The sequence below is a fragment of the Rhizobium sp. 01N424 genome (assembly GCF_056399485.1).
In genome coordinates, this window is record NZ_JBFTRK010000006.1 from 239,844 (window position 1) to 257,308 (window position 17,465).

Sequence of the window (17,465 nt, forward strand, 5' to 3'; positions counted from 1 at the left end):
TTCCTCCGGATTAAATCGTCCAGCCGCCATCGATGGCGTAGGCCTGACCTGAGGTGTAAGTGGCGCCGGCGAGATAGACGGCGAGCTCGGCGATCTCTTCCGGTGAGCCCAGACGGCCCATTGGCTGGCGCGAGATGAAGGCGGCGCGCGCCGTCTCGTAATCGCCCTGCGCCTTCATGCGATCCTGCAGCGATGGGCTCTCGACAGTGCCGGGGCAGATGGCGTTGCAGCGGACACCCTGCGCCACGTAGTCGGCAGCAACAGACTTCGTCAGGCCGATGACGGCAGCTTTGGTGACGCCATAGGCGAAGCGGTTCGGCACGCCCTTGATGCTGGATGCGACGGAGGCCATGTTGATGATCGAGCCATCCTTGCGCTGGAGCATGCCGGGCAGCACGGCGCGGATGGTGCGGATCATCGCCTTGACGTTGAGATCGAGGGCGAACTCCAGATCGGCGTCCTTCATCTCCAGGATCGAGCCTGCATGGACGAAGCCGGCGCAATTGAAGAGCACGTCGACCTGGCCGATCTCTGAGACCAGCGCATTGACCGCCGCTTCGTCGAGAACGTTCAGCTTGTGGGTCGCAATCCCGGTTTCGGCCGTCAGCTGCGCCAGTGCATCGGCGTTGATGTCGGTGGCATGTACCGCAGCACCTGCCTGCTGGAAGGCGATCGCCGAAGCGCGGCCGATGCCCTGTCCTGCGGCGGTGATCAAAACGGTCTTGCCGGAAAGTGAAATGGTCATATGTCGGAGCCTCCCTTGATGTCGCGCATGGAAGGAGCGAAGGCGGTCTTCGCCGCTTCTTCGCTCGCATTGTCATATTATCGATAAAAAACAGAACTGGAAAAAGCAATGCCGAAGTTTGCGATTGCTGGCCTTGACAGCGAGGCACGCCGGCCGGGAGCGGTGAGCGATTTTTCCTGCGGCTATATATTCTATTAATTTAGACGCCTTATGATTGCGCCTACAAATATCCGTAACCCATTATTTAGACATCATTAAAAGACTTTCGCTTTCCTGATGAACGACCAAACGAACGACAAATTGAGCGCCCGATGAGCGAATATCAGAACCGAGCCGTCGAACTCATGCAAACGCTGATCGGCAACCAATCCACCGCGGACATCAACGACCGCCGCAACGCCTTCATCTTCAGGGCCATCGGGCTCTACCAGGCTCTGGGTGGCGACCCGGAAGCCGTGCAAGGCGTCGTCGAGAAGGTCTATGCCGTCCGTGCGCCGCGGATCGACACCGCCGTCGGCGATCTCATGTACAATCTGGCGGGCGTCGGCCATGCCTCGGATCTCGACATCATCCAGGCTGCCTATAACAAGCTCGATCAGGCCACGCCGTCAGCCGTTCCGCTGAAGCGCGCCCGTACCTGATCTCCGTCGCCGGTCTCAAGCCTTCCCGTAGCCACCGCCTGTCGGCGTGGTGACGATGAAGGCTTCGCCGGCTTCCAGCTGCGTGTGGGCACTGCCGATCAACACATCGAGTGCGCCGGAATTCCGGCGCACCGCATTGCGGCCAAGCCCGCCCGGCTTCCCGCCGTCTAGCCCGAAGGGCGCCACGCGGCGATGGCCGGAGAGAATCGCGAATTCCAGCTTTTCACGCGCCCGGATCGTCCGTTCGGTACCATCGCCCGCCGACCATTTTCCGCGGCCGCCGGAACCCTTGCGGATATGGAAATCCTCCAGAACGACAGGGAAGCGCGTCTCCAGAATTTCCGGATCGGTCAGCCGTGAATTGGTCATATGCGTGTGGACGGCGTCCGCGCCGTTGAAGCCCGGACCAGCGGGCGCACCGGAGCAGATCGTCTCGTAATACTGATAGGTCGCGTTGCCGAAGGTCAGGTTGTTCATCGTGCCCTGCGCCGCTGCCATGGCGCCGACGGCACCGAAGAGGCAGTTGGTGACCGCCTGGCTAACCTCGACATTGCCGGCGACCACAGCCGCCGGATATTCCGGCGTCAGCATCGTGCCCTTGGGAACGATGATGCGGATCGGCCGCAGGCAGCCTGCATTCATCGGGATATCGGCCTCGACGAGGACGCGGAAGACATAGAGCACGGCTGCGCGGGTGACCGGCTGTGGCGCATTGAAATTGTCGGCGCGCTGCGGCGAGGTGCCGGTGAAATCGACGGTCGCCTCGCGCTTTTCCTTGTCGACAGTCACCTTGACGACGATCTTGCAGCCTTGGTCCATCTCGTAGCTGAATTCGCCGTCCTTGAGACGGTCGAGCACACGGCGCACGCTCTCGGCGGCATTGTCCTGGACATGGCCCATATAGGCATCGACGACATCCTCGCCGAACAGCACGATCATCTTGGCGAGCTCGGCGACACCCTTTTCGTTGGCTGCCACCTGCGCCTTCAGATCGTTGACGTTCTGCGCCAGCTGGCGAACCGGATAGCGGGCGCCGGTGAGCAGCGCTGCCAGCTCTTCCTCGCGGAAACGGCCGCGATCCAGAAGCTTGAAATTGTCGATATAGACGCCTTCCTCCTCGATATGGGTCGCGAGCGGCGACATCGATCCCGGCGCAATGCCGCCGATATCGGCGTGATGGCCGCGGCTGGCCACCCAGAAGCGAATGCGGCTTCCTTCGTTGTCGAAAACCGGCGTACAGACCGTCAGGTCGGGCAGATGCGTACCGCCATTATAGGGCGCGTTGATCAGGAAGACGTCGCCCGGATGGATGACCGGGTTCTCGCGGATCGCAGTCGCCACTGAAGCATCCATCGATCCCAGATGCACAGGCATATGCGGCGCGTTGGCGACCAGATTGCCTTCGGCATCGAAGACGGCGCAGGAGAAATCGAGGCGTTCCTTGATATTCACCGAGTAGGCGGTGTTCTGCAGCGTCACGCCCATCTGCTCGGCGATCGACATGAAGAGATTGTTGAAGATCTCCAGCATGACAGGATCGGCCTTGGTGCCGATCGCGGTGCGCTCCGGCAACGCCTTGATGCGGGTCAAGACGATATGGTCATGAACCGTCAGCTTCGCCTGCCAGCCGTCTTCGATGACGATCGTCTGGTTCGGCTCGATGACGATTGCAGGACCTGTCACGGTCTGCCCTGATTGCATCGAGGAGCGGAGAACGACGGCCGCGTCATGCGCTTCGCCCTGCGAATGGAAGCGCGTACGCCGCGCGGATTCAGCCTCCCCGCCCGTGCCTTCCTCGTTGCTGACATCGATCTGCGCCGCCGCACCACCAATCGCCTCCACCTCGATCGCCTCGACCACCAGCGGCTTGTCTTCGGCAACGAAGCCAAAGCGACGCTTGTGCAGCTTTTCGAACTCTGCCCGCAGCCGCGCCGCATCGTCGGCTGCGGGAAACAGCGTTTCGACCGATATCAGCGTATCGGTACCGGCATAGCGGATATGGGCGCGCGCAATGGTTTCGATGGCAGACGCCGGAACGCCTTGTGCCTCTAGCTCCGGAGCGCATTCGCGCTGCAGCTCGGCTGAAAGCGCGGAGATCGCCGATGGCGCATCGGCATCGAGCGGAACGCCGAGGGCCTTCTGGCGGGTGGCCCGGATATCGGCGAGGCCCATTCCATAGGCCGAGAGCAGGCCGGACATCGGATGCAGCAGGATGCTCTTCATGCCGAGCGCATCGGCCACCAGGCAGGCATGCTGCCCACCGGCACCGCCGAAACAATTCAGCGCATAGCGGGTGACGTCATAACCGCGCTGGACCGAGATCTTCTTGATCGCCTCGACCATGTTGGCGACGGCGATACGGATGAAGCCATCGGCCACTTCTTCCGGGCTCCTGCCGTCACCGATCCGGGCTGCCAGTTCGGCGAATTTCGCCCTAACGGTATCGACATCAAGCGGCTGATCCTGGTTCTGCCCGAAGATCGCCGGGAAGAATTCCGGCAGCAGCTTGCCGGTCATGACATTGGCATCGGTGACCGCCAGCGGCCCGTCGTTGCGGTAGCAGGCAGGACCCGGATGAGCGCCGGCCGAATCCGGACCGACGCGAAAACGGTTGTCCTCGAAATGCAGGATCGAGCCGCCGCCGGCGGCCACCGTATGGATCAGCATCATCGGTGCGCGCACGCGGACGCCCGCGACCTCGGTCTCGAAGGCCCGCTCATACTCGCCGTCGAAATGCGCGACGTCGGTGGAGGTGCCGCCCATGTCGAAGCCAATGACACGGGAGAAGCCCGCCTGCTCGCCTGTCTTGGCGAGGCCGACGACGCCACCAGCCGGACCTGAAAGAATGGCATCCTTGCCCTGGAACATATCGGCGGCGGTCAGGCCGCCCGATGACATCATGAACATGACGCGGGCGCCAGTGCGCTTGACGTCGAGTTCATCGGAAACCTGCGCCACATAGCGGCCGAGCACCGGCGACAGATAGGCATCGACCACCGTCGTGTCCCCGCGGCCGACCAGCTTGATCAGCGGCGAGACCTCATGGCTGACGGAGACCTGCTCGAAGCCAATCTCGCGGGCGATGCGCGCGACAGCTGCCTCGTGCGCCGGGAACTTGTAGGCATGCATGAAAACGATGGCGAGCGCCCGGTAGCCCTCGGCCCGCAAGGCCTCCAGCGCATGGCGCGCCTCAGCCTCATCGAGCTCCGACTCGACCGTGCCGTCGGCCAGCACGCGTTCGCCGATCTCGGCAACCGTATCGTAAAGCGCATCGGGTTTGATGATCTCGGTCGCGAAGATCTTCTTTCGCTCCTGATAGCCGATCCGCAGCGCATCACGAAAGCCCTTGGTGGTGACCAGCGCCAGCCGCTCGCCCTTTCGCTCCAGCAGCGCATTGGTCGCAACCGTCGTGCCCATTCGCACTTCGCCGATCAGCCCGGCCGGGATTGGCTCGCCCGCCGTCAACCCCAGATGCAGCCGGATGCCGTGGACTGCCGCATCGCGATAGGCGGCCGGATTTTCCGAGAGAACCTTGCGCGCATGCAATTCGCCCTCGGGGTCGCGGGCGACGATATCGGTAAAGGTGCCGCCGCGATCGATCCAGAAATCCCAGCGCTTGGCGTCCGTCGCTTGCATTGAACCGTCCTCAAGATGGATTGTGGAATTGCACGTTGATAAAATATCGATAAAATGACGACATATTCTCGTCAAGACAGGAGATGGATGTGGCGGATCAGAAAAGCGAAGGTGGCAACTGTTTCTCCGGCACAGTACCGTTCGGGCCAATCGTCTCCTCCGCCCATCTCGCCGAAGGCGGCTCACCTGCTTTGTCGGAGATAGAGTACGGCCTCATCCTCGCCTCGCATGCCTTCGACCGCTGGATCGTCCGCTGCATGGCGGCGGCCGGATTTCCGGGTCTATCGCCGATGGAAATCCTCATCCTTCACTCGATCCGCCATCGCGATCGGGAAAAGAAGCTCGCCGATATCTGCCTGGTGCTCGATATCGAGGACACGCATGTGGTCACCTATGCGATCCGCAAGCTCCAGGCCGCAGGCCTCTTGACGACCGGACGCACCGGCAAAGAAAAGACCGTAAAGATCACCGAGAGGGGTGCGCAGGCTTGCAAGACCTATGCGGAAGTGCGCAAACATCTGCTCGTCGATCCGACCGCCAATGCCCGCCCCGCGGAGCAGACGCTGTCGGAAACGGCCGCCATCCTGCGCTTCATCTCCGGCGCTTTCAATCAGGCGGCGCGGGCAGCCGCGACGCTTTAGGCACCGGCGGAAGCCGGCCCGAAAATTGTTGATCGCCACACGCCGTTTGTGGCCTTGACAAAGAACGGATGCCTGTATTTTATTCAAGCCTGCGGATTAGGCAGACGAGCCATACCGCATTCACATGACTCCGATAGTCGCTGGGCAGTTTCGCCCCATGACGCCCCATCGATGATGGGCCCGCGTCGTGGGGTTTTTGGTTTTTTAGGTTCCGCATGACCGACGCGCTGAAAATCGGCATTCTCTACTCGACCACGGGCCCCTACGGCTCGATGGGACGGGATGCGCGCGACGGCGCGGAATTCGCGCTGGCGGAAATTTCCGCCGCCCGCCAGGTGAGGATCGAGCCGGTCTTCTTCGACCCGCATGCCGATCTTGCCGCCTATCTGGAAGGCGCGCGTCAGCTGCTGCGCTCCGGCTGCCGCCATATCGTCGGGACGATCACGTCGGCCGCCCGCAAGGAAGTCATTCCGCTGGTCGAAAAGCATGACGGCCTGCTCTGGTACATGTGCCCCTACGAGGGTTTCGAGGCCAACGAGAATGTCATCTATGTCGGCGGCTGCCCGAACCAGCACCTGATCCCGCTATTCGAACATCTGATCCCGCGCTTCGGCGCCCGTCCCTATCTCGTCGGCGCCAACTATGTCTGGGGCTGGGAAATGAACCGGCTGGCCCGCGAACTGATCACCAATGCCGGCGGCGAGGTGCTTGGCGAGCGCTATCTGCCGCTGGAGGAAACCGCGGTCGAGCGGATCGTTGCCGATATCGAGCAGCGCCGCCCGAGCTTCATCCTCAACAACTTGATCGGTCCGTCGAGCTATGCGTTTCTCGCCGCCATCGGCCGGCTTGCCGAACGCGATCCGGCTTTCCGCCCGGAAAATTGCCCGGTCGTCAGCTGCGACCTGATGGAATGCGAGCTTGCCGATATCGAGCCCGGTAAGGCAATCGGCCAGCTTTGCGCCGCCTCCTATTTCGACAATCTCTCGACGCCCGAAAACCTCTCCTTCAAGATCCGTGTCGCAGCCCGCTATGGCGCGAACCGGCGCATTTCGAGCGTCTTTGCCAGCGCCTATACGGCCGTCAAGCTTTGCGCCGATGCGATCATCGCCGCAGGCAGCGACGAACCGGCCGCCGTGCGCCGTGAACTCTACGACACACAGCGCCCAAGCCTGTTCGGCTCGATTGCCATCGACCGTGAAACCCATCATGCGCCGCTGCCCTTCCATCTCGGCCAGATCAATGCCGAAAATGGCTTCGACGTCGTGGCCTCGCGGCCGCCGCTTGCCGCCGATCCCTATCTGACCGGCCGCAACAAGCCGGCCTCGCCGAAATTGCGGGTGGTCTCATGAGACAAACGCCGAATTTCACAGGCTGGCACGCCGCCATCATCCACCGCGAAGACAGTAATACCGAAAGACTGATCCGTCAGCTTCGGCTGCTCGGCATCCGCACCAGCCTGCAATGGGCACCGCTTGCGGCCACCGACCTGCCGGATCTCGTCATCGTTGATGCAGACCAGGGCTGGGACGATCTGTTGCCCTGGAAGGATCCGGCAGCGGCCTGCCCCGTCGTCGCCCTTCTCGGCTCCGAAGCGCCGGGCCGCATCGCCTGGGCGCTGGAACAGGGCGCGGGTGCCATCATCGCCAAACCGATCGCCACCTCGGCCGTCTATCCGGCCCTTGTCATGGCCGTCTCTATCCATCAGGAACGCAAGAACAATGCCGAACGGCTGCAATATCTCGAAGAGCGCGTGCGCCTTCGCCCTCTCGTCCATGCCGCGGTGGAAAAACTGATGGCCGCACACCGGGTCGATGAGGAACGCGCCTACGCGATCCTGCGCGATTGCGCCATGCGCCGCCGCCTGCCGATGGAGCAGATCGCCGCCTTTATCGTTGGCGGTGCCGAGCCCCTGCCGGAGGCCGGCTGATGCGCGTGCTGAAAGAAATGCTGCGCCAGCCTGCGGCGCTGTTCGGTCTCGTGGTCGTCCTGCTCGTCGTGGTGATGGCAATCGCCGCTCCGTGGATTGCGCCCTTCGACCCCGACAACCAGATGTTTGACGGCCTTTCGCTCGAAGGCGCACCGCTCCCGCCCGGCGGGCAATTCCTGCTCGGCACCGATACGCTCGGCCGCGACCTCTTCTCGCGCCTGCTCTACGGCGCCCGCACCTCGCTGGTGATCGGCCTGGTGGCAAACGGCATCGCGGTGGCGATCGGCCTCTTCGTCGGCATCATCGCCGGCTATGTCAAAGGCTTCGCCAGCAATGTGCTGATGCGCTTTACCGACCTGATGATGGCCTTCCCGGCGCTGCTGCTCGCCATCGTGCTCGCCGCCCTGCTGCGCCCCAGCCTCTGGATCGTCGCGATGGTCATCGCGCTGGTCAACTGGGTTCAGGTCGCCCGTATCGTCTATACCGAGACACGTGGCCTCTCCGAGCGCGACTTCATCATGGCCGAACGCTCGCTCGGCGCCGGTCACATGCGCGTGCTGTTCATGCATATCCTGCCGCATCTGGTGCCGACGGCGATCGTCTGGGGCACGCTCGGCATCGCCACCACGGTGCTGCTCGAAGCAACGCTCTCCTTCCTCGGCATCGGCGTGCAGCCGCCGCAGGCTTCCTGGGGCAACATCATCTTCGAAAGCCAGAGCTACTTCCAGGCGGCTCCCTGGCTGGTGTTCTTCCCCGGCATCGTCATCCTGCTGACCGCGCTGTCCTTCAATCTCGTCGGTGACGCGCTGCGCGATATCCTCGACCCGACGCAGCGGGGGAGAAACTGATGTTCCTCGTTCTCCGCCGCCTCGCCCAGGCGTTTCTCATCCTGCTCGGCGTTGCCGCCATCACCTTCGTGCTGCTCTATGCGCTTCCCGCCGATCCGGCGCGGATGATCGCCGGGCGCAGTGCCACGGCGCAGACGGTCGCCAACATCCGCCACGAGCTCGGCCTCGACCAGCCGCTGCTCGTGCAGTTCTGGCACTATCTGACCAATCTTCTCTCCGGCAATCTAGGCCGCTCCTATGCGCAGAAGACCGATGTCTGGACGCTGATCATTGCCCGCCTGCCAGCCACGCTGACGCTGATGCTTGCAGGCATCCTGGTCGAAGTCATTCTCGGCCTGACGCTCGGCACCATCGCCGCCATCCGCCGCGGCGGCTTCGTCGACCGTCTGGTGATGATGGCCTCCTTCGTCGGCGTCTCTGCCCCGCAATTCGTCGTGGCACTGCTGCTTCTCTACGTCTTCGCCGTCACGCTCGGCTGGTTTCCGATGAGCGGTTACGGCACGCTCGCCCATGTCGTGCTGCCGGCCACCACTCTTGGCGTTCTTGGCGCCGGCTGGTATGCCCGCATGGTGCGCTCGGCGATGATCGACGTGCTCAATCAGGATTATGTCCGCACCGCCCGCGCAAAGGGCCTGTCGTCGCGCCGCATCATCTTCCGCCATGCGCTACCCAACGCCATCCTGCCGATCATCGCGATGATCGGTATCGACATCGGCCAGTTCATGGGCGGCGTGGTCGTGGTCGAGGCCGTTTTTGGCTGGCCCGGCATCGGCCAGCTTGCCTGGCAGGCGATCCAGCAGGTCGATATCCCGATCATCATGGGCGTGACGCTGACGTCAGCTCTGGCAATCGTCATCGGCAATCTGCTTGCCGACCTCATTGCGCCGGTCATCGACCCGCGTATCCGCACACGTTGACAGCAACCAAAGAAGGGGAACCAATATGTTCAAAAGCTGGCTTCGAATGACAACCATGGCATCGGTGGTGGCACTGGGGCCGCTCTCGGTCATAGCACAGGATGCACCCAAGCAGGGCGGCGACATTATCGTCACCTACAAGGATGATATCGCCACTCTCGACCCGGCCATCGGTTACGACTGGGTCAACTGGTCGATGATCAAGAGCCTCTACTCGCGCCTGATGGACTACGAGCCGGGTACACCGAACCTCGTTCCGTCGCTCGCCGAAAGCTTCACCGTTTCGGATGACGGCCTCACCTACACGTTCAAGCTCCGCAAGGGCGTGAAGTTCTCGAACGGCCGTGAAGTCGTCGCTTCCGACGTCAAGTACTCGATCGAACGCGCCGTCAACCCGAAGACGCAGGGCCCGGGCGCCGGCTTCTTCGGCGCCATCAAAGGCTTCGAGGACGTGACGGGCGGCAAGTCCGAAACGCTTTCCGGCATCGAGACACCTGACGCAGGCACCGTCGTCTTCACGCTGTCGCGTCCGGACGCCACCTTCCTGCACGTTCTCGCCATCAACTTCGCCTCCGTCGTTCCGAAGGAAGCAGTCGAGGCAGCAGGCGGCGATTTCGGCAAGAAGCCCGTCGGCTCCGGCACCTTCACCCTGAAGGACTGGACGATCGGCCAGAAGCTCGTGTTCGAGCGCAACAAGGACTACTTCGTCAAGGACGTCCCGCATGTCGACAGCTTCACGGTCGAAGTCGGCCAGGAGCCCCTGGTCGCACTGCTGCGCCTGCAGAAGGGCGAAGTCGATATCGCCGGCGACGGCATTCCGCCGGCCAAGTTCCTCGAGATCAAGAATTCGGCCGATGGCGCGAAGATGATCGTCGATGGTGCGCAGCTCCACACCGGCTACATCACGCTGAACACCAAGGTGAAGCCGTTCGACAACGTCAAGGTTCGCCAGGCCGTCAACATGGCCGTCAACAAGGACCGCATCACCCGCATCCTGAACGGCCGCGCAACGCCTGCCAACCAGCCGCTGCCGCCGCTGATGCCGGGTTATGACAAGTCCTTCACCGGCTATACCTACGACGTTGCCAAGGCCAAGGCGCTGCTCGCCGAAGCCGGTTTCCCGGATGGTTTCGAAACGACGCTCTACTCCACCAACACCGATCCGCAACCGCGTATCGCCCAGGCGATCCAGCAGGATCTGGCCGCTGTCGGCATCAAGGCTGAAGTCCGTGCGCTGGCACAGGCCAACGTCATCTCGGCCGGTGGTACCGAAGGCGAAGCGCCGATGATCTGGTCGGGCGGCATGGCCTGGATCGCCGACTTCCCGGATCCGTCCAACTTCTACGGCCCGATCTTGGGTTGCTCGGGTGCGGTTGCCGGTGGCTGGAACTGGTCCTGGTATTGCAACAAGGATCTCGATGCCCGCGCTGTCGCGGCAGACTCGATGTCCGACCCGGCCAAGGGTGCTGAACGCACCGCTGCCTGGGGCAAGATCTTCACCGACATCATGGCCGATGCGCCGTGGGTTCCGGTGATCAACGAGCGCCGCGTCGTTGCCAAGTCGCTCCGCATGGGCGGCGCTGACAACGTCTATATCGATCCGACGCGCGTCATCAATTACGACGCGATCTACGTCAACCAATAAGCCCTGACGGGTGAACGTCCTCCCGGCTCCGGCCGGGAGGACGCCATAAGAACGAGGGAGACACACAAGATGTGCATTGCCTGCACCCACACCATTCACCGCGCCCAGCACAATTTCGGCTGGAACAAGGATTTTGCCCCGGCTGTCGTCGCCAAGCCGGGCGAGACGATCCATTTCGAATGCATGGATTCCTCGGGCGGCCAGCTCGGCCGCGATGCGACCCTCGATACGCTGCGCGATCTCGATTTCGGCAAGATCAACCCGGTTTCCGGCCCTGTCTATGTCGAGGGCGCGAAACCCGGCGATGCGCTGAAGGTGACGCTGCGCAAATTCATTCCGTCGGGCGTCGGCTGGACGGCCAATATTCCGGGATTCGGCCTGCTCGCCGACCAGTTCAAGGAACCGGCGCTGCATGTCTGGTCCTATGATGCCAACAGCATGGTTCCGGCGCTCTTCGGCCCCGGCGGCCGCGTGCCGTTGAAGCCCTTTGCCGGTACGATCGGCGTGGCTCCGGCAGAGCCCGGCACCCATTCCGTCGTCCCGCCCCGCCGCGTCGGCGGCAATATGGACATCCGCGACCTCACGGCCGGCGTGACGCTCTATCTGCCCGTCGAAGTCGAGGGCGCCCTGTTCTCGATCGGCGATACCCACGCCGCCCAGGGCGACGGCGAAGTCTGCGGCACGGCTATCGAAAGCCAGATGAATGTCGAGGCTACGATCGAGCTCGTCAAGGACGCACGGCTGCAGTCGCCGCGCTTCACCACGACGGAGCCGGTTACCCGCCACCTCGACGGCATGGGCTATGAAGTCACGACAGGCATCGGCCCCGGTCTGATGACCGGCGCGCGCGAAGCCGTCATGCGGATGATCGATCTTCTGACGGTCGAACACGGCCTCAACCCTGTCGATGCCTATATGCTCTGCTCCGTCTGCGGTGACCTGCGCATCAGCGAAATCGTCGATATGCCGAACTGGGTGGTGTCCTTCTACTTCCCGAGGATCGTGTTCTCGTGACATTGCCCGCCACTACAGCGCCGGTCCTTTCCGTCCGCAATCTCAGCGTCGATGCACGCACGCCCGAAGGGCTGAAGCCTGTCCTCAGGGACATCAGCTTCAGCCTCTCAAGCGGCGAAACGCTCTGCATCGCCGGCGAATCCGGCTCGGGCAAATCGGTGACCTCGCTTGCCATCATGGGACTGCTGCAGAAGGCGTCGCTGCGCGTCACCTCCGGCAACATCCTGCTTGGCGAGCGTGACCTGCTGACGCTGTCGAACCGCGCCATGCGCAGCGTGCGCGGCGGCGATGTCGCCATGGTATTCCAGGAACCGATGACCTCGCTGAACCCGGTCATGTCGATCGGCGCACAGCTGACCGAGGCGATCCGCGAGCACCAGGGCAGCGAGAATGCCGAAGCGACAGCGCTGAAGATGCTGGATGCGGTGCAGATCACCGATCCGGCGCGGCGGCTGAAGCAATATCCGCACGAGCTATCCGGCGGCATGCGCCAGCGTGTGATGATCGCCATGGCGCTCTCCTGCCAGCCGAAGGTGCTGATCGCCGACGAGCCGACGACGGCGCTCGATGTCACGGTTCAGGCGCAGATCCTCAAGCTGATGCGCGAGTTGAAGGCCGAGTTCGGCACCTCGATCGTGCTCATCACCCATGACATGGGCGTTGTCGCCGAAATGGCCGATCGCGTGCTGATCATGCAGAACGGCCGGATCGTCGAGGAAGGCCCATCGCTCGCGATCTTCAACCGTCCCCAGGAAGACTATACCAAGCAGCTGCTCGCCGCCGTGCCGCGCCTCGGCGCACTTGCCGGCACCGATGGCCCGCCGCGCGTGACGCCACGCAAGATCGAGCCCGAGCGGACCGGTGCTGCACCCGTGATCGCCGTTCGCGATCTCGACGTCCACTATGGCAGCCCGGTGGGACGGTTCTTCAAGGGCAAGCCACAGGTGCAGGCCGTCAGCGGCGTTTCCTTCGACCTGATGCCCGGCCAGACCCTCGGTCTCGTCGGTGAAAGCGGGTCCGGCAAGTCGACGACGGGCAAGGCCGTACTCGGCCTCATTCCTTTCACCGGCAGCGTGCTGATCGACGGCCAGAACATTGCCGGCCTGACGCAGCGCCAAATGCGCCCGGTTCGCCGCTCCGCGCAGATGATCTTCCAGGATCCCTATGCCTCGCTCGACAGCCGCATGGCCGTCGGCCCCGCCATCGCCGAACCGATGCTCATCCACGGCATCGGCAACAAGAGTGAGCGGCAGGATCGTGTCGCCGAACTGCTGCGTCGCGTCGGCCTGACGCCGGATGCGGCAACCCGCTATCCGCACGAATTCTCAGGCGGCCAGCGCCAGCGCATCTGCATCGCCCGCGCACTTGCCGTCGGCCCGAAGGTGATCGTCGCCGATGAGAGCGTGGCGGCACTCGACGTTTCCGTCCGCGCCAAAGTGCTGGATCTGATGCTGGAACTGCAGGAGACGATGGGGCTCGCCTATCTCTTCATCTCGCATGACATGGCGGTGATCGAGCGCATGTCGCATCACGTCGCCGTCATGCGCGGCGGCAAGATCGTCGAGACGGGAACGCGGCGGGAAATCTTCGAAAATCCGAAGGACGACTACACCAAGGCGCTGATCGCCGCGGTGCCGATCCCCGATCCCGAGGTCTATCAGAAGCGGGCGCAGGCGCTCGCTTGAAAGTCCGCCGGGGCCGCAAAGCCCCGGCGTTTCTTTTTGATGCTTACTGACGCGAGGTCAGATCGTCGGGCAGTTCGGCATTGTGGAACTGGCGATAGATATCGCGCAGCACCTTGTTGTCGAAATTGGTCTTCACCCAGCCATCGAGCCAGCCCTTCAGCGCCGTTTCGCCCTTGGGTATACCGATACCGAGGTTGGTTTCCTTCTGGGTGAACTTTATCTGCAGCGGATTGGCGGTCATCTTCTTGTTGATGCCGTTGATGACGGCCGACTGGCTGGAGAGAATATCGACCTGGCCGGAGACGACGGAGGTGATCAGCGTCGCATCGTCTTCGAATCGAACGATGTCGGCACCCTTGGCCTTGGCCGTGATGTCCTGGTCGTTGGTGGTGGCGCGCGTCACGCCGATGCGCTTGCCGTCGAGATCGGCATAGTCCTTGATCGCGGCGTCAGCCGGACCGGCAACGACGAGCGCCAGCGTTGCGTAGGGAACCGAGTAATCGATCGCCTTCTTGCGCTCTTCGGTGATGCCGAGCGAGGAGACGACCATGTCGGCCTTGCCCGTCTGGACCGAGGGAACGCGGGCAGCGTTGGTGATTTCCACCAGTTCCAGCTCGACGCCGAGATCCTTGGCGATCAGCTTTGCGGTTTCGACGTCGGAGCCTGTCGGCTTCAGGTTTTCGTCGACGAAGGAATATTCCGGAATACCCATCGCAACCGCGATGCGCACTTTTCCGGCCTTCTTGATATTGTCGAGTACATCGGCATTGGCGGCCGATGCGAAGGCCAGCAGGCTTGCGCCTGCGATGAGTGCCAGTTTCGAAATCATTGTCGTCGGCATATGAGTCTCCTCTCTCGTTTACCCGACCCTGCGCGCATGCGTGCAGGTACTCCTCCTTGAATTCAGAGCTCTTCGGCCATGAATTCCTTCAGTTCCGGCGTCTGGGGATTGGAAAGGATGTCTGCCCCTCCCGTCTCCCAGACCTTGCCGGTATGCATGTAGATGACGCGGTTGGCGGCGCGTTTGGCGAAGCCCATCTCGTGGGTGACGACGATCATCGTCATGCCGCCGCGGGCGAGATCTTCCATCACGCGCAGCACTTCGCCCGTCAGCTTCGGATCGAGCGCCGAGGTCACCTCGTCGAACAGCATCACCTTCGGCTGCATGGCGAGCGAGCGGGCGATCGCCACGCGCTGCTGCTGTCCGCCGGAAAGCTGTTCCGGATAATTGTCGATCTTTTCCGACAGGCCGACCTTGGCGAGAACCTCAGTGGCGATCTCGCGGGCCTGATCCTTGCGCATCGACTTCACGCGGCGCAGCGCCAGCATGATGTTTTCGGCCACCGTCATGTGCGGGAAGAGATTGTAGCTCTGGAACACCATGCCGATATCCCGGCGCAGTGAGCGCAGATCGAGCTTCGGATCCTCGACCTGGTGGCCGCAGACCTCGATGGTGCCGTCCTGGATCGTCTCCAGCCGGTTGATGCAGCGCAGCGCCGTGCTCTTGCCCGAACCGGACTGGCCGATCAGCGCCACGACTTCGCCGGCGTTGATTTCGAAGGAGACGCCCTTCAGCACCTCCAGGGCGCCGAAGCGCTTGACGACATTGGTGAGTTTAACGGCGGCCGACATTGAGTTTCCTCTCAAGCGAACGGCTCCAGACCGACAGCGGATAGCAGACGCAGAAGTAGAAGAGCGCTGCGACGCCGAAGACCAGGAACGGCTGGAACAGGGAATTGTTGATGACCTGCGCCGCACGCGTCAGCTCCAGGAAGCCGACGACGGACGCAAGCGAGGTGTTCTTGACGAGCTGCACGAGGAAGCCGACCGTCGGCGGCGTGGCGATCTTCAGCGCCTGCGGCAGGATGACGTCGCGCAGCGCCTGCCAGCGGGTCAGACCCAGGCATTCGGCAGCCTCGAACTGGGTCTTGGCGATCGATTCCACCGAGCCGCGCCAGATCTCGCCGAGATAGGAGCTCGAATAGACCATCATGCCGAGACCGGCGGCGGCAAGCGGCGGCACCGAGATGCCGAAGACGCCGAGACCGAAATAGAGCAAAAACATCTGGATCAACAGCGGCGTGCCCTGAACGATCTGGATGTAGACGAGAGCGGTACGCCGCAGCCAGCGGAAGCGCGAGATGCGTGCCAGCATGACGAAGAAGCCGGCGATGCCGCCGAGAATGAAGGCGAGCGCGGACAGCACGATCGTCCAGAGCAGGCCATCCAGCAGGTAGATCAGGTGATTGGTCGAGAAAGCTCCGAGCATCGTCACCTCACACGCCGAGCCCGAGCCGGCGGCGGCGCGGGAATGCAATGAGGCCGAGTCCGAAGAAGGCGGCACGCATCAGATAGGTGATGACGATATAGAGAAGCGCCACGACGAAATAGGTCTCGAGCGAGCGAAAAGTGTTCGACTGGATGTTGTTGGCGACACCGGTCAGTTCCTCGGCCGAAATCTGCGAGCAGATCGAGGTCGACAGCATCATCAGGATGAACTGGCTGGAGAGCGCCGGATAGACGCGCTCGATCGCCGGCAACAGGATGATGTCGCGATAGATCTGGAATTTCGAAAGGCCAAGCGCTTCGGCAGCCTCGATCTGGCTTGGATGGATGGAATCCATCCCGGCGCGCGCGATCTCTGCCGTATAGGCGCCGACATTGATCACCATCGCGAAGACGGAGGCGGCAAGGATCGGCAGGCGGAAACCGATGGACGACAGCCCGAAGAAGATGAAGAAGATCTGCACGATAAACGGCGTATTGCGCACCGCTTCGATATAGATGCCGACGACCGTGCGCAGCAGCGGCACATCGGACCGGCGCGCGATGGCGCAGGCGATGCCGATCGCAAGCCCGATGATCACCGAAAACACGGTGATCTCGATCGTCGTCAGCGCGCCCGACAGGAAATCCTGCCAATAGGGCATCAGCGCCGCAAAATCGAACTGGTACTGCATGTCTCCTCCAGACGCGGCCCGCGGGCGGGCGCGAATTCACTCACTCGTTCAGCGCGCCAGCCAGCCGCCATCGACGGGGATCACGGTGCCGTGGACATAGTCGGATGCAGCCGACGCCAGGAACACGGCCGTCCCGCCAAGTTCGGCCGGCGTGCCCCAGCGGCCTGCCGGAATACGCGCAAGGATCGCAGCGTTGCGGTCCGGATCGTCGCGCAGCGCCGTGGTGTTGTTGGTGACAAAATAGCCGGGCGCGATCGCATTGACGTTGACGCCCTTGCCCGCCCATTCGCAGGCGAGCAGCCGGGTAATGCCGGCAAGCCCGCTTTTCGAAGCCGTGTAGGACGGGATGCGGATGCCGCCCTGGAAGGAAAGCAGCGACGCGATGTTGACGATCTTGCCGCGGCCCTTCTCGATCATGTGGCGGCCGGCTGCCTGCGACAGGAAGAAGGCGGTCTTCAGATTGGTGTCGATGACCGCATCCCAATCCTCCTCGGTGAAATCCACCGCATCGGCGCGGCGGATGATCCCGGCATTGTTGACCAGAATATCGAGGCCGCCGAAGGTCGAGACCGTCTCCGAGACGATATCCTTGACCGGCGCGATGCTGCCAAGATCGGCCTTGATGGCGTGGAAACGGACGCCCGCCTTGCTGACCAGCGCCTCGGTCTCGTCCATCGACGAGCGGCCGACAGCGACGATTGCGGCACCGGCCTCGGCCAGCGCCAGTGCAATGCCCTTGCCGATGCCGGTATTGGCGCCGGTGACGACGGCGGTGCGACCCGAGAGATCGAAGGGATTGGCCATCG

At 62.9% G+C, this 17,465-nt stretch carries 16 protein-coding genes; 9 read left to right on the forward strand and 7 right to left on the reverse strand.

Annotated features, from left to right (window positions below; all coding sequences use genetic code 11):
- Positions 1-10 precede the first annotated feature (10 nt).
- Positions 11-745: an SDR family oxidoreductase gene (locus AC1DNK_RS17540; RefSeq protein WP_477942432.1), complete on the reverse strand. Its 735-nt coding sequence runs from the start codon at positions 743-745 to the stop codon at positions 11-13.
- Positions 746-1,056: 311 nt separating this feature from the next.
- Here AC1DNK_RS17540 and AC1DNK_RS17545 point away from each other — a divergent pair, with 311 nt between their 5' ends.
- A complete protein-coding gene (locus AC1DNK_RS17545) occupies positions 1,057-1,386 on the forward strand; it encodes a hypothetical protein (protein WP_310290391.1) in 330 nt (109 codons plus the stop codon).
- 15 nt (positions 1,387-1,401) lie between these two features.
- On the opposite strand, the gene AC1DNK_RS17550 is transcribed toward AC1DNK_RS17545, so the two are convergent.
- Complete coding sequence (locus tag AC1DNK_RS17550; RefSeq protein ID WP_477942434.1) at positions 1,402-5,022, reverse strand: hydantoinase B/oxoprolinase family protein; 3,621 nt, start codon at positions 5,020-5,022, stop codon at positions 1,402-1,404.
- A gap of 83 nt (positions 5,023-5,105) precedes the next feature.
- Here AC1DNK_RS17550 and AC1DNK_RS17555 point away from each other — a divergent pair, with 83 nt between their 5' ends.
- The 8 genes from AC1DNK_RS17555 (at position 5,106) to AC1DNK_RS17590 (ending at position 13,699) form a co-directional block, all read left to right on the forward strand.
- A complete protein-coding gene (locus AC1DNK_RS17555) occupies positions 5,106-5,663 on the forward strand; it encodes a winged helix DNA-binding protein (RefSeq protein WP_477942436.1) in 558 nt (185 codons plus the stop codon).
- Positions 5,664-5,878: 215 nt separating this feature from the next.
- Positions 5,879-7,012: a transporter substrate-binding protein gene (locus tag AC1DNK_RS17560; protein ID WP_477942437.1), complete on the forward strand. Its 1,134-nt coding sequence runs from the start codon at positions 5,879-5,881 to the stop codon at positions 7,010-7,012.
- A complete protein-coding gene (locus AC1DNK_RS17565) occupies positions 7,009-7,590 on the forward strand; it encodes an ANTAR domain-containing response regulator (RefSeq protein ID WP_477942439.1) in 582 nt (193 codons plus the stop codon). The genes AC1DNK_RS17560 and AC1DNK_RS17565 overlap by 4 nt, the downstream gene beginning before the upstream one ends.
- Positions 7,590-8,438: an ABC transporter permease gene (locus AC1DNK_RS17570; protein ID WP_112388866.1), complete on the forward strand. Its 849-nt coding sequence runs from the start codon at positions 7,590-7,592 to the stop codon at positions 8,436-8,438. The genes AC1DNK_RS17565 and AC1DNK_RS17570 overlap by 1 nt, the downstream gene beginning before the upstream one ends.
- Positions 8,435-9,355 carry an ABC transporter permease gene (locus AC1DNK_RS17575; protein ID WP_477942517.1) on the forward strand — a complete coding sequence of 307 codons (921 nt, stop codon included), beginning with the start codon at positions 8,435-8,437 and terminating at the stop codon, positions 9,353-9,355. Before AC1DNK_RS17570 ends, AC1DNK_RS17575 begins: the two co-directional genes overlap by 4 nt.
- A 25-nt stretch (positions 9,356-9,380) precedes the next feature.
- Positions 9,381-11,000 (forward strand): ABC transporter substrate-binding protein, encoded by a 1,620-nt coding sequence (locus AC1DNK_RS17580; RefSeq protein ID WP_477942440.1) that lies wholly within the window; start codon positions 9,381-9,383, stop codon positions 10,998-11,000.
- Between the two features lie 69 nt (positions 11,001-11,069).
- Positions 11,070-12,014, forward strand: a complete 945-nt coding sequence (locus AC1DNK_RS17585; protein WP_477942441.1) for an acetamidase/formamidase family protein — start codon at positions 11,070-11,072, stop codon at positions 12,012-12,014.
- Positions 12,011-13,699 (forward strand): ABC transporter ATP-binding protein, encoded by a 1,689-nt coding sequence (locus AC1DNK_RS17590; protein ID WP_477942443.1) that lies wholly within the window; start codon positions 12,011-12,013, stop codon positions 13,697-13,699. The genes AC1DNK_RS17585 and AC1DNK_RS17590 overlap by 4 nt, the downstream gene beginning before the upstream one ends.
- 43 nt (positions 13,700-13,742) lie before the next feature.
- Here AC1DNK_RS17590 and AC1DNK_RS17595 read toward each other — a convergent pair whose 3' ends face one another.
- From AC1DNK_RS17595 to kduD, 5 genes are all read right to left on the reverse strand, one after another.
- Positions 13,743-14,540 carry a transporter substrate-binding domain-containing protein gene (locus AC1DNK_RS17595; RefSeq protein ID WP_112388861.1) on the reverse strand — a complete coding sequence of 266 codons (798 nt, stop codon included), beginning with the start codon at positions 14,538-14,540 and terminating at the stop codon, positions 13,743-13,745.
- Positions 14,541-14,602: 62 nt separating this feature from the next.
- Positions 14,603-15,331 (reverse strand): amino acid ABC transporter ATP-binding protein, encoded by a 729-nt coding sequence (locus tag AC1DNK_RS17600; RefSeq protein WP_477942445.1) that lies wholly within the window; start codon positions 15,329-15,331, stop codon positions 14,603-14,605.
- Positions 15,315-15,968 carry an amino acid ABC transporter permease gene (locus AC1DNK_RS17605; protein ID WP_112388859.1) on the reverse strand — a complete coding sequence of 218 codons (654 nt, stop codon included), beginning with the start codon at positions 15,966-15,968 and terminating at the stop codon, positions 15,315-15,317. Before AC1DNK_RS17605 ends, AC1DNK_RS17600 begins: the two co-directional genes overlap by 17 nt.
- A 7-nt stretch (positions 15,969-15,975) precedes the next feature.
- Positions 15,976-16,659: an amino acid ABC transporter permease gene (locus tag AC1DNK_RS17610; protein ID WP_477942447.1), complete on the reverse strand. Its 684-nt coding sequence runs from the start codon at positions 16,657-16,659 to the stop codon at positions 15,976-15,978.
- Positions 16,660-16,707: 48 nt separating this feature from the next.
- Positions 16,708-17,463, reverse strand: coding sequence for a 2-dehydro-3-deoxy-D-gluconate 5-dehydrogenase KduD (kduD, locus tag AC1DNK_RS17615; RefSeq protein WP_477942449.1), 756 nt, complete (start codon positions 17,461-17,463; stop codon positions 16,708-16,710).
- Positions 17,464-17,465 lie beyond the last annotated feature (2 nt).

What these genes read in the sequence shown, in the direction of transcription:
- AC1DNK_RS17540 (WP_477942432.1), bottom strand. Translation starts at nt 745, where the DNA reads ATGACCATTTCACTTTCCGGCAAGACCGTTTTGATCACCGCCGCAGGA.
- AC1DNK_RS17545 (WP_310290391.1), top strand. Translation starts at nt 1,057, where the DNA reads ATGAGCGAATATCAGAACCGAGCCGTCGAACTCATGCAAACGCTGATC.
- AC1DNK_RS17550 (WP_477942434.1), bottom strand. Translation starts at nt 5,022, where the DNA reads ATGCAAGCGACGGACGCCAAGCGCTGGGATTTCTGGATCGATCGCGGC.
- AC1DNK_RS17555 (WP_477942436.1), top strand. Translation starts at nt 5,106, where the DNA reads ATGGATGTGGCGGATCAGAAAAGCGAAGGTGGCAACTGTTTCTCCGGC.
- AC1DNK_RS17560 (WP_477942437.1), top strand. Translation starts at nt 5,879, where the DNA reads ATGACCGACGCGCTGAAAATCGGCATTCTCTACTCGACCACGGGCCCC.
- AC1DNK_RS17565 (WP_477942439.1), top strand. Translation starts at nt 7,009, where the DNA reads ATGAGACAAACGCCGAATTTCACAGGCTGGCACGCCGCCATCATCCAC.
- AC1DNK_RS17570 (WP_112388866.1), top strand. Translation starts at nt 7,590, where the DNA reads ATGCGCGTGCTGAAAGAAATGCTGCGCCAGCCTGCGGCGCTGTTCGGT.
- AC1DNK_RS17580 (WP_477942440.1), top strand. Translation starts at nt 9,381, where the DNA reads ATGTTCAAAAGCTGGCTTCGAATGACAACCATGGCATCGGTGGTGGCA.
- AC1DNK_RS17585 (WP_477942441.1), top strand. Translation starts at nt 11,070, where the DNA reads ATGTGCATTGCCTGCACCCACACCATTCACCGCGCCCAGCACAATTTC.
- AC1DNK_RS17595 (WP_112388861.1), bottom strand. Translation starts at nt 14,540, where the DNA reads ATGCCGACGACAATGATTTCGAAACTGGCACTCATCGCAGGCGCAAGC.
- AC1DNK_RS17600 (WP_477942445.1), bottom strand. Translation starts at nt 15,331, where the DNA reads ATGTCGGCCGCCGTTAAACTCACCAATGTCGTCAAGCGCTTCGGCGCC.
- AC1DNK_RS17605 (WP_112388859.1), bottom strand. Translation starts at nt 15,968, where the DNA reads ATGCTCGGAGCTTTCTCGACCAATCACCTGATCTACCTGCTGGATGGC.
- AC1DNK_RS17610 (WP_477942447.1), bottom strand. Translation starts at nt 16,659, where the DNA reads ATGCAGTACCAGTTCGATTTTGCGGCGCTGATGCCCTATTGGCAGGAT.
- kduD (WP_477942449.1), bottom strand. Translation starts at nt 17,463, where the DNA reads ATGGCCAATCCCTTCGATCTCTCGGGTCGCACCGCCGTCGTCACCGGC.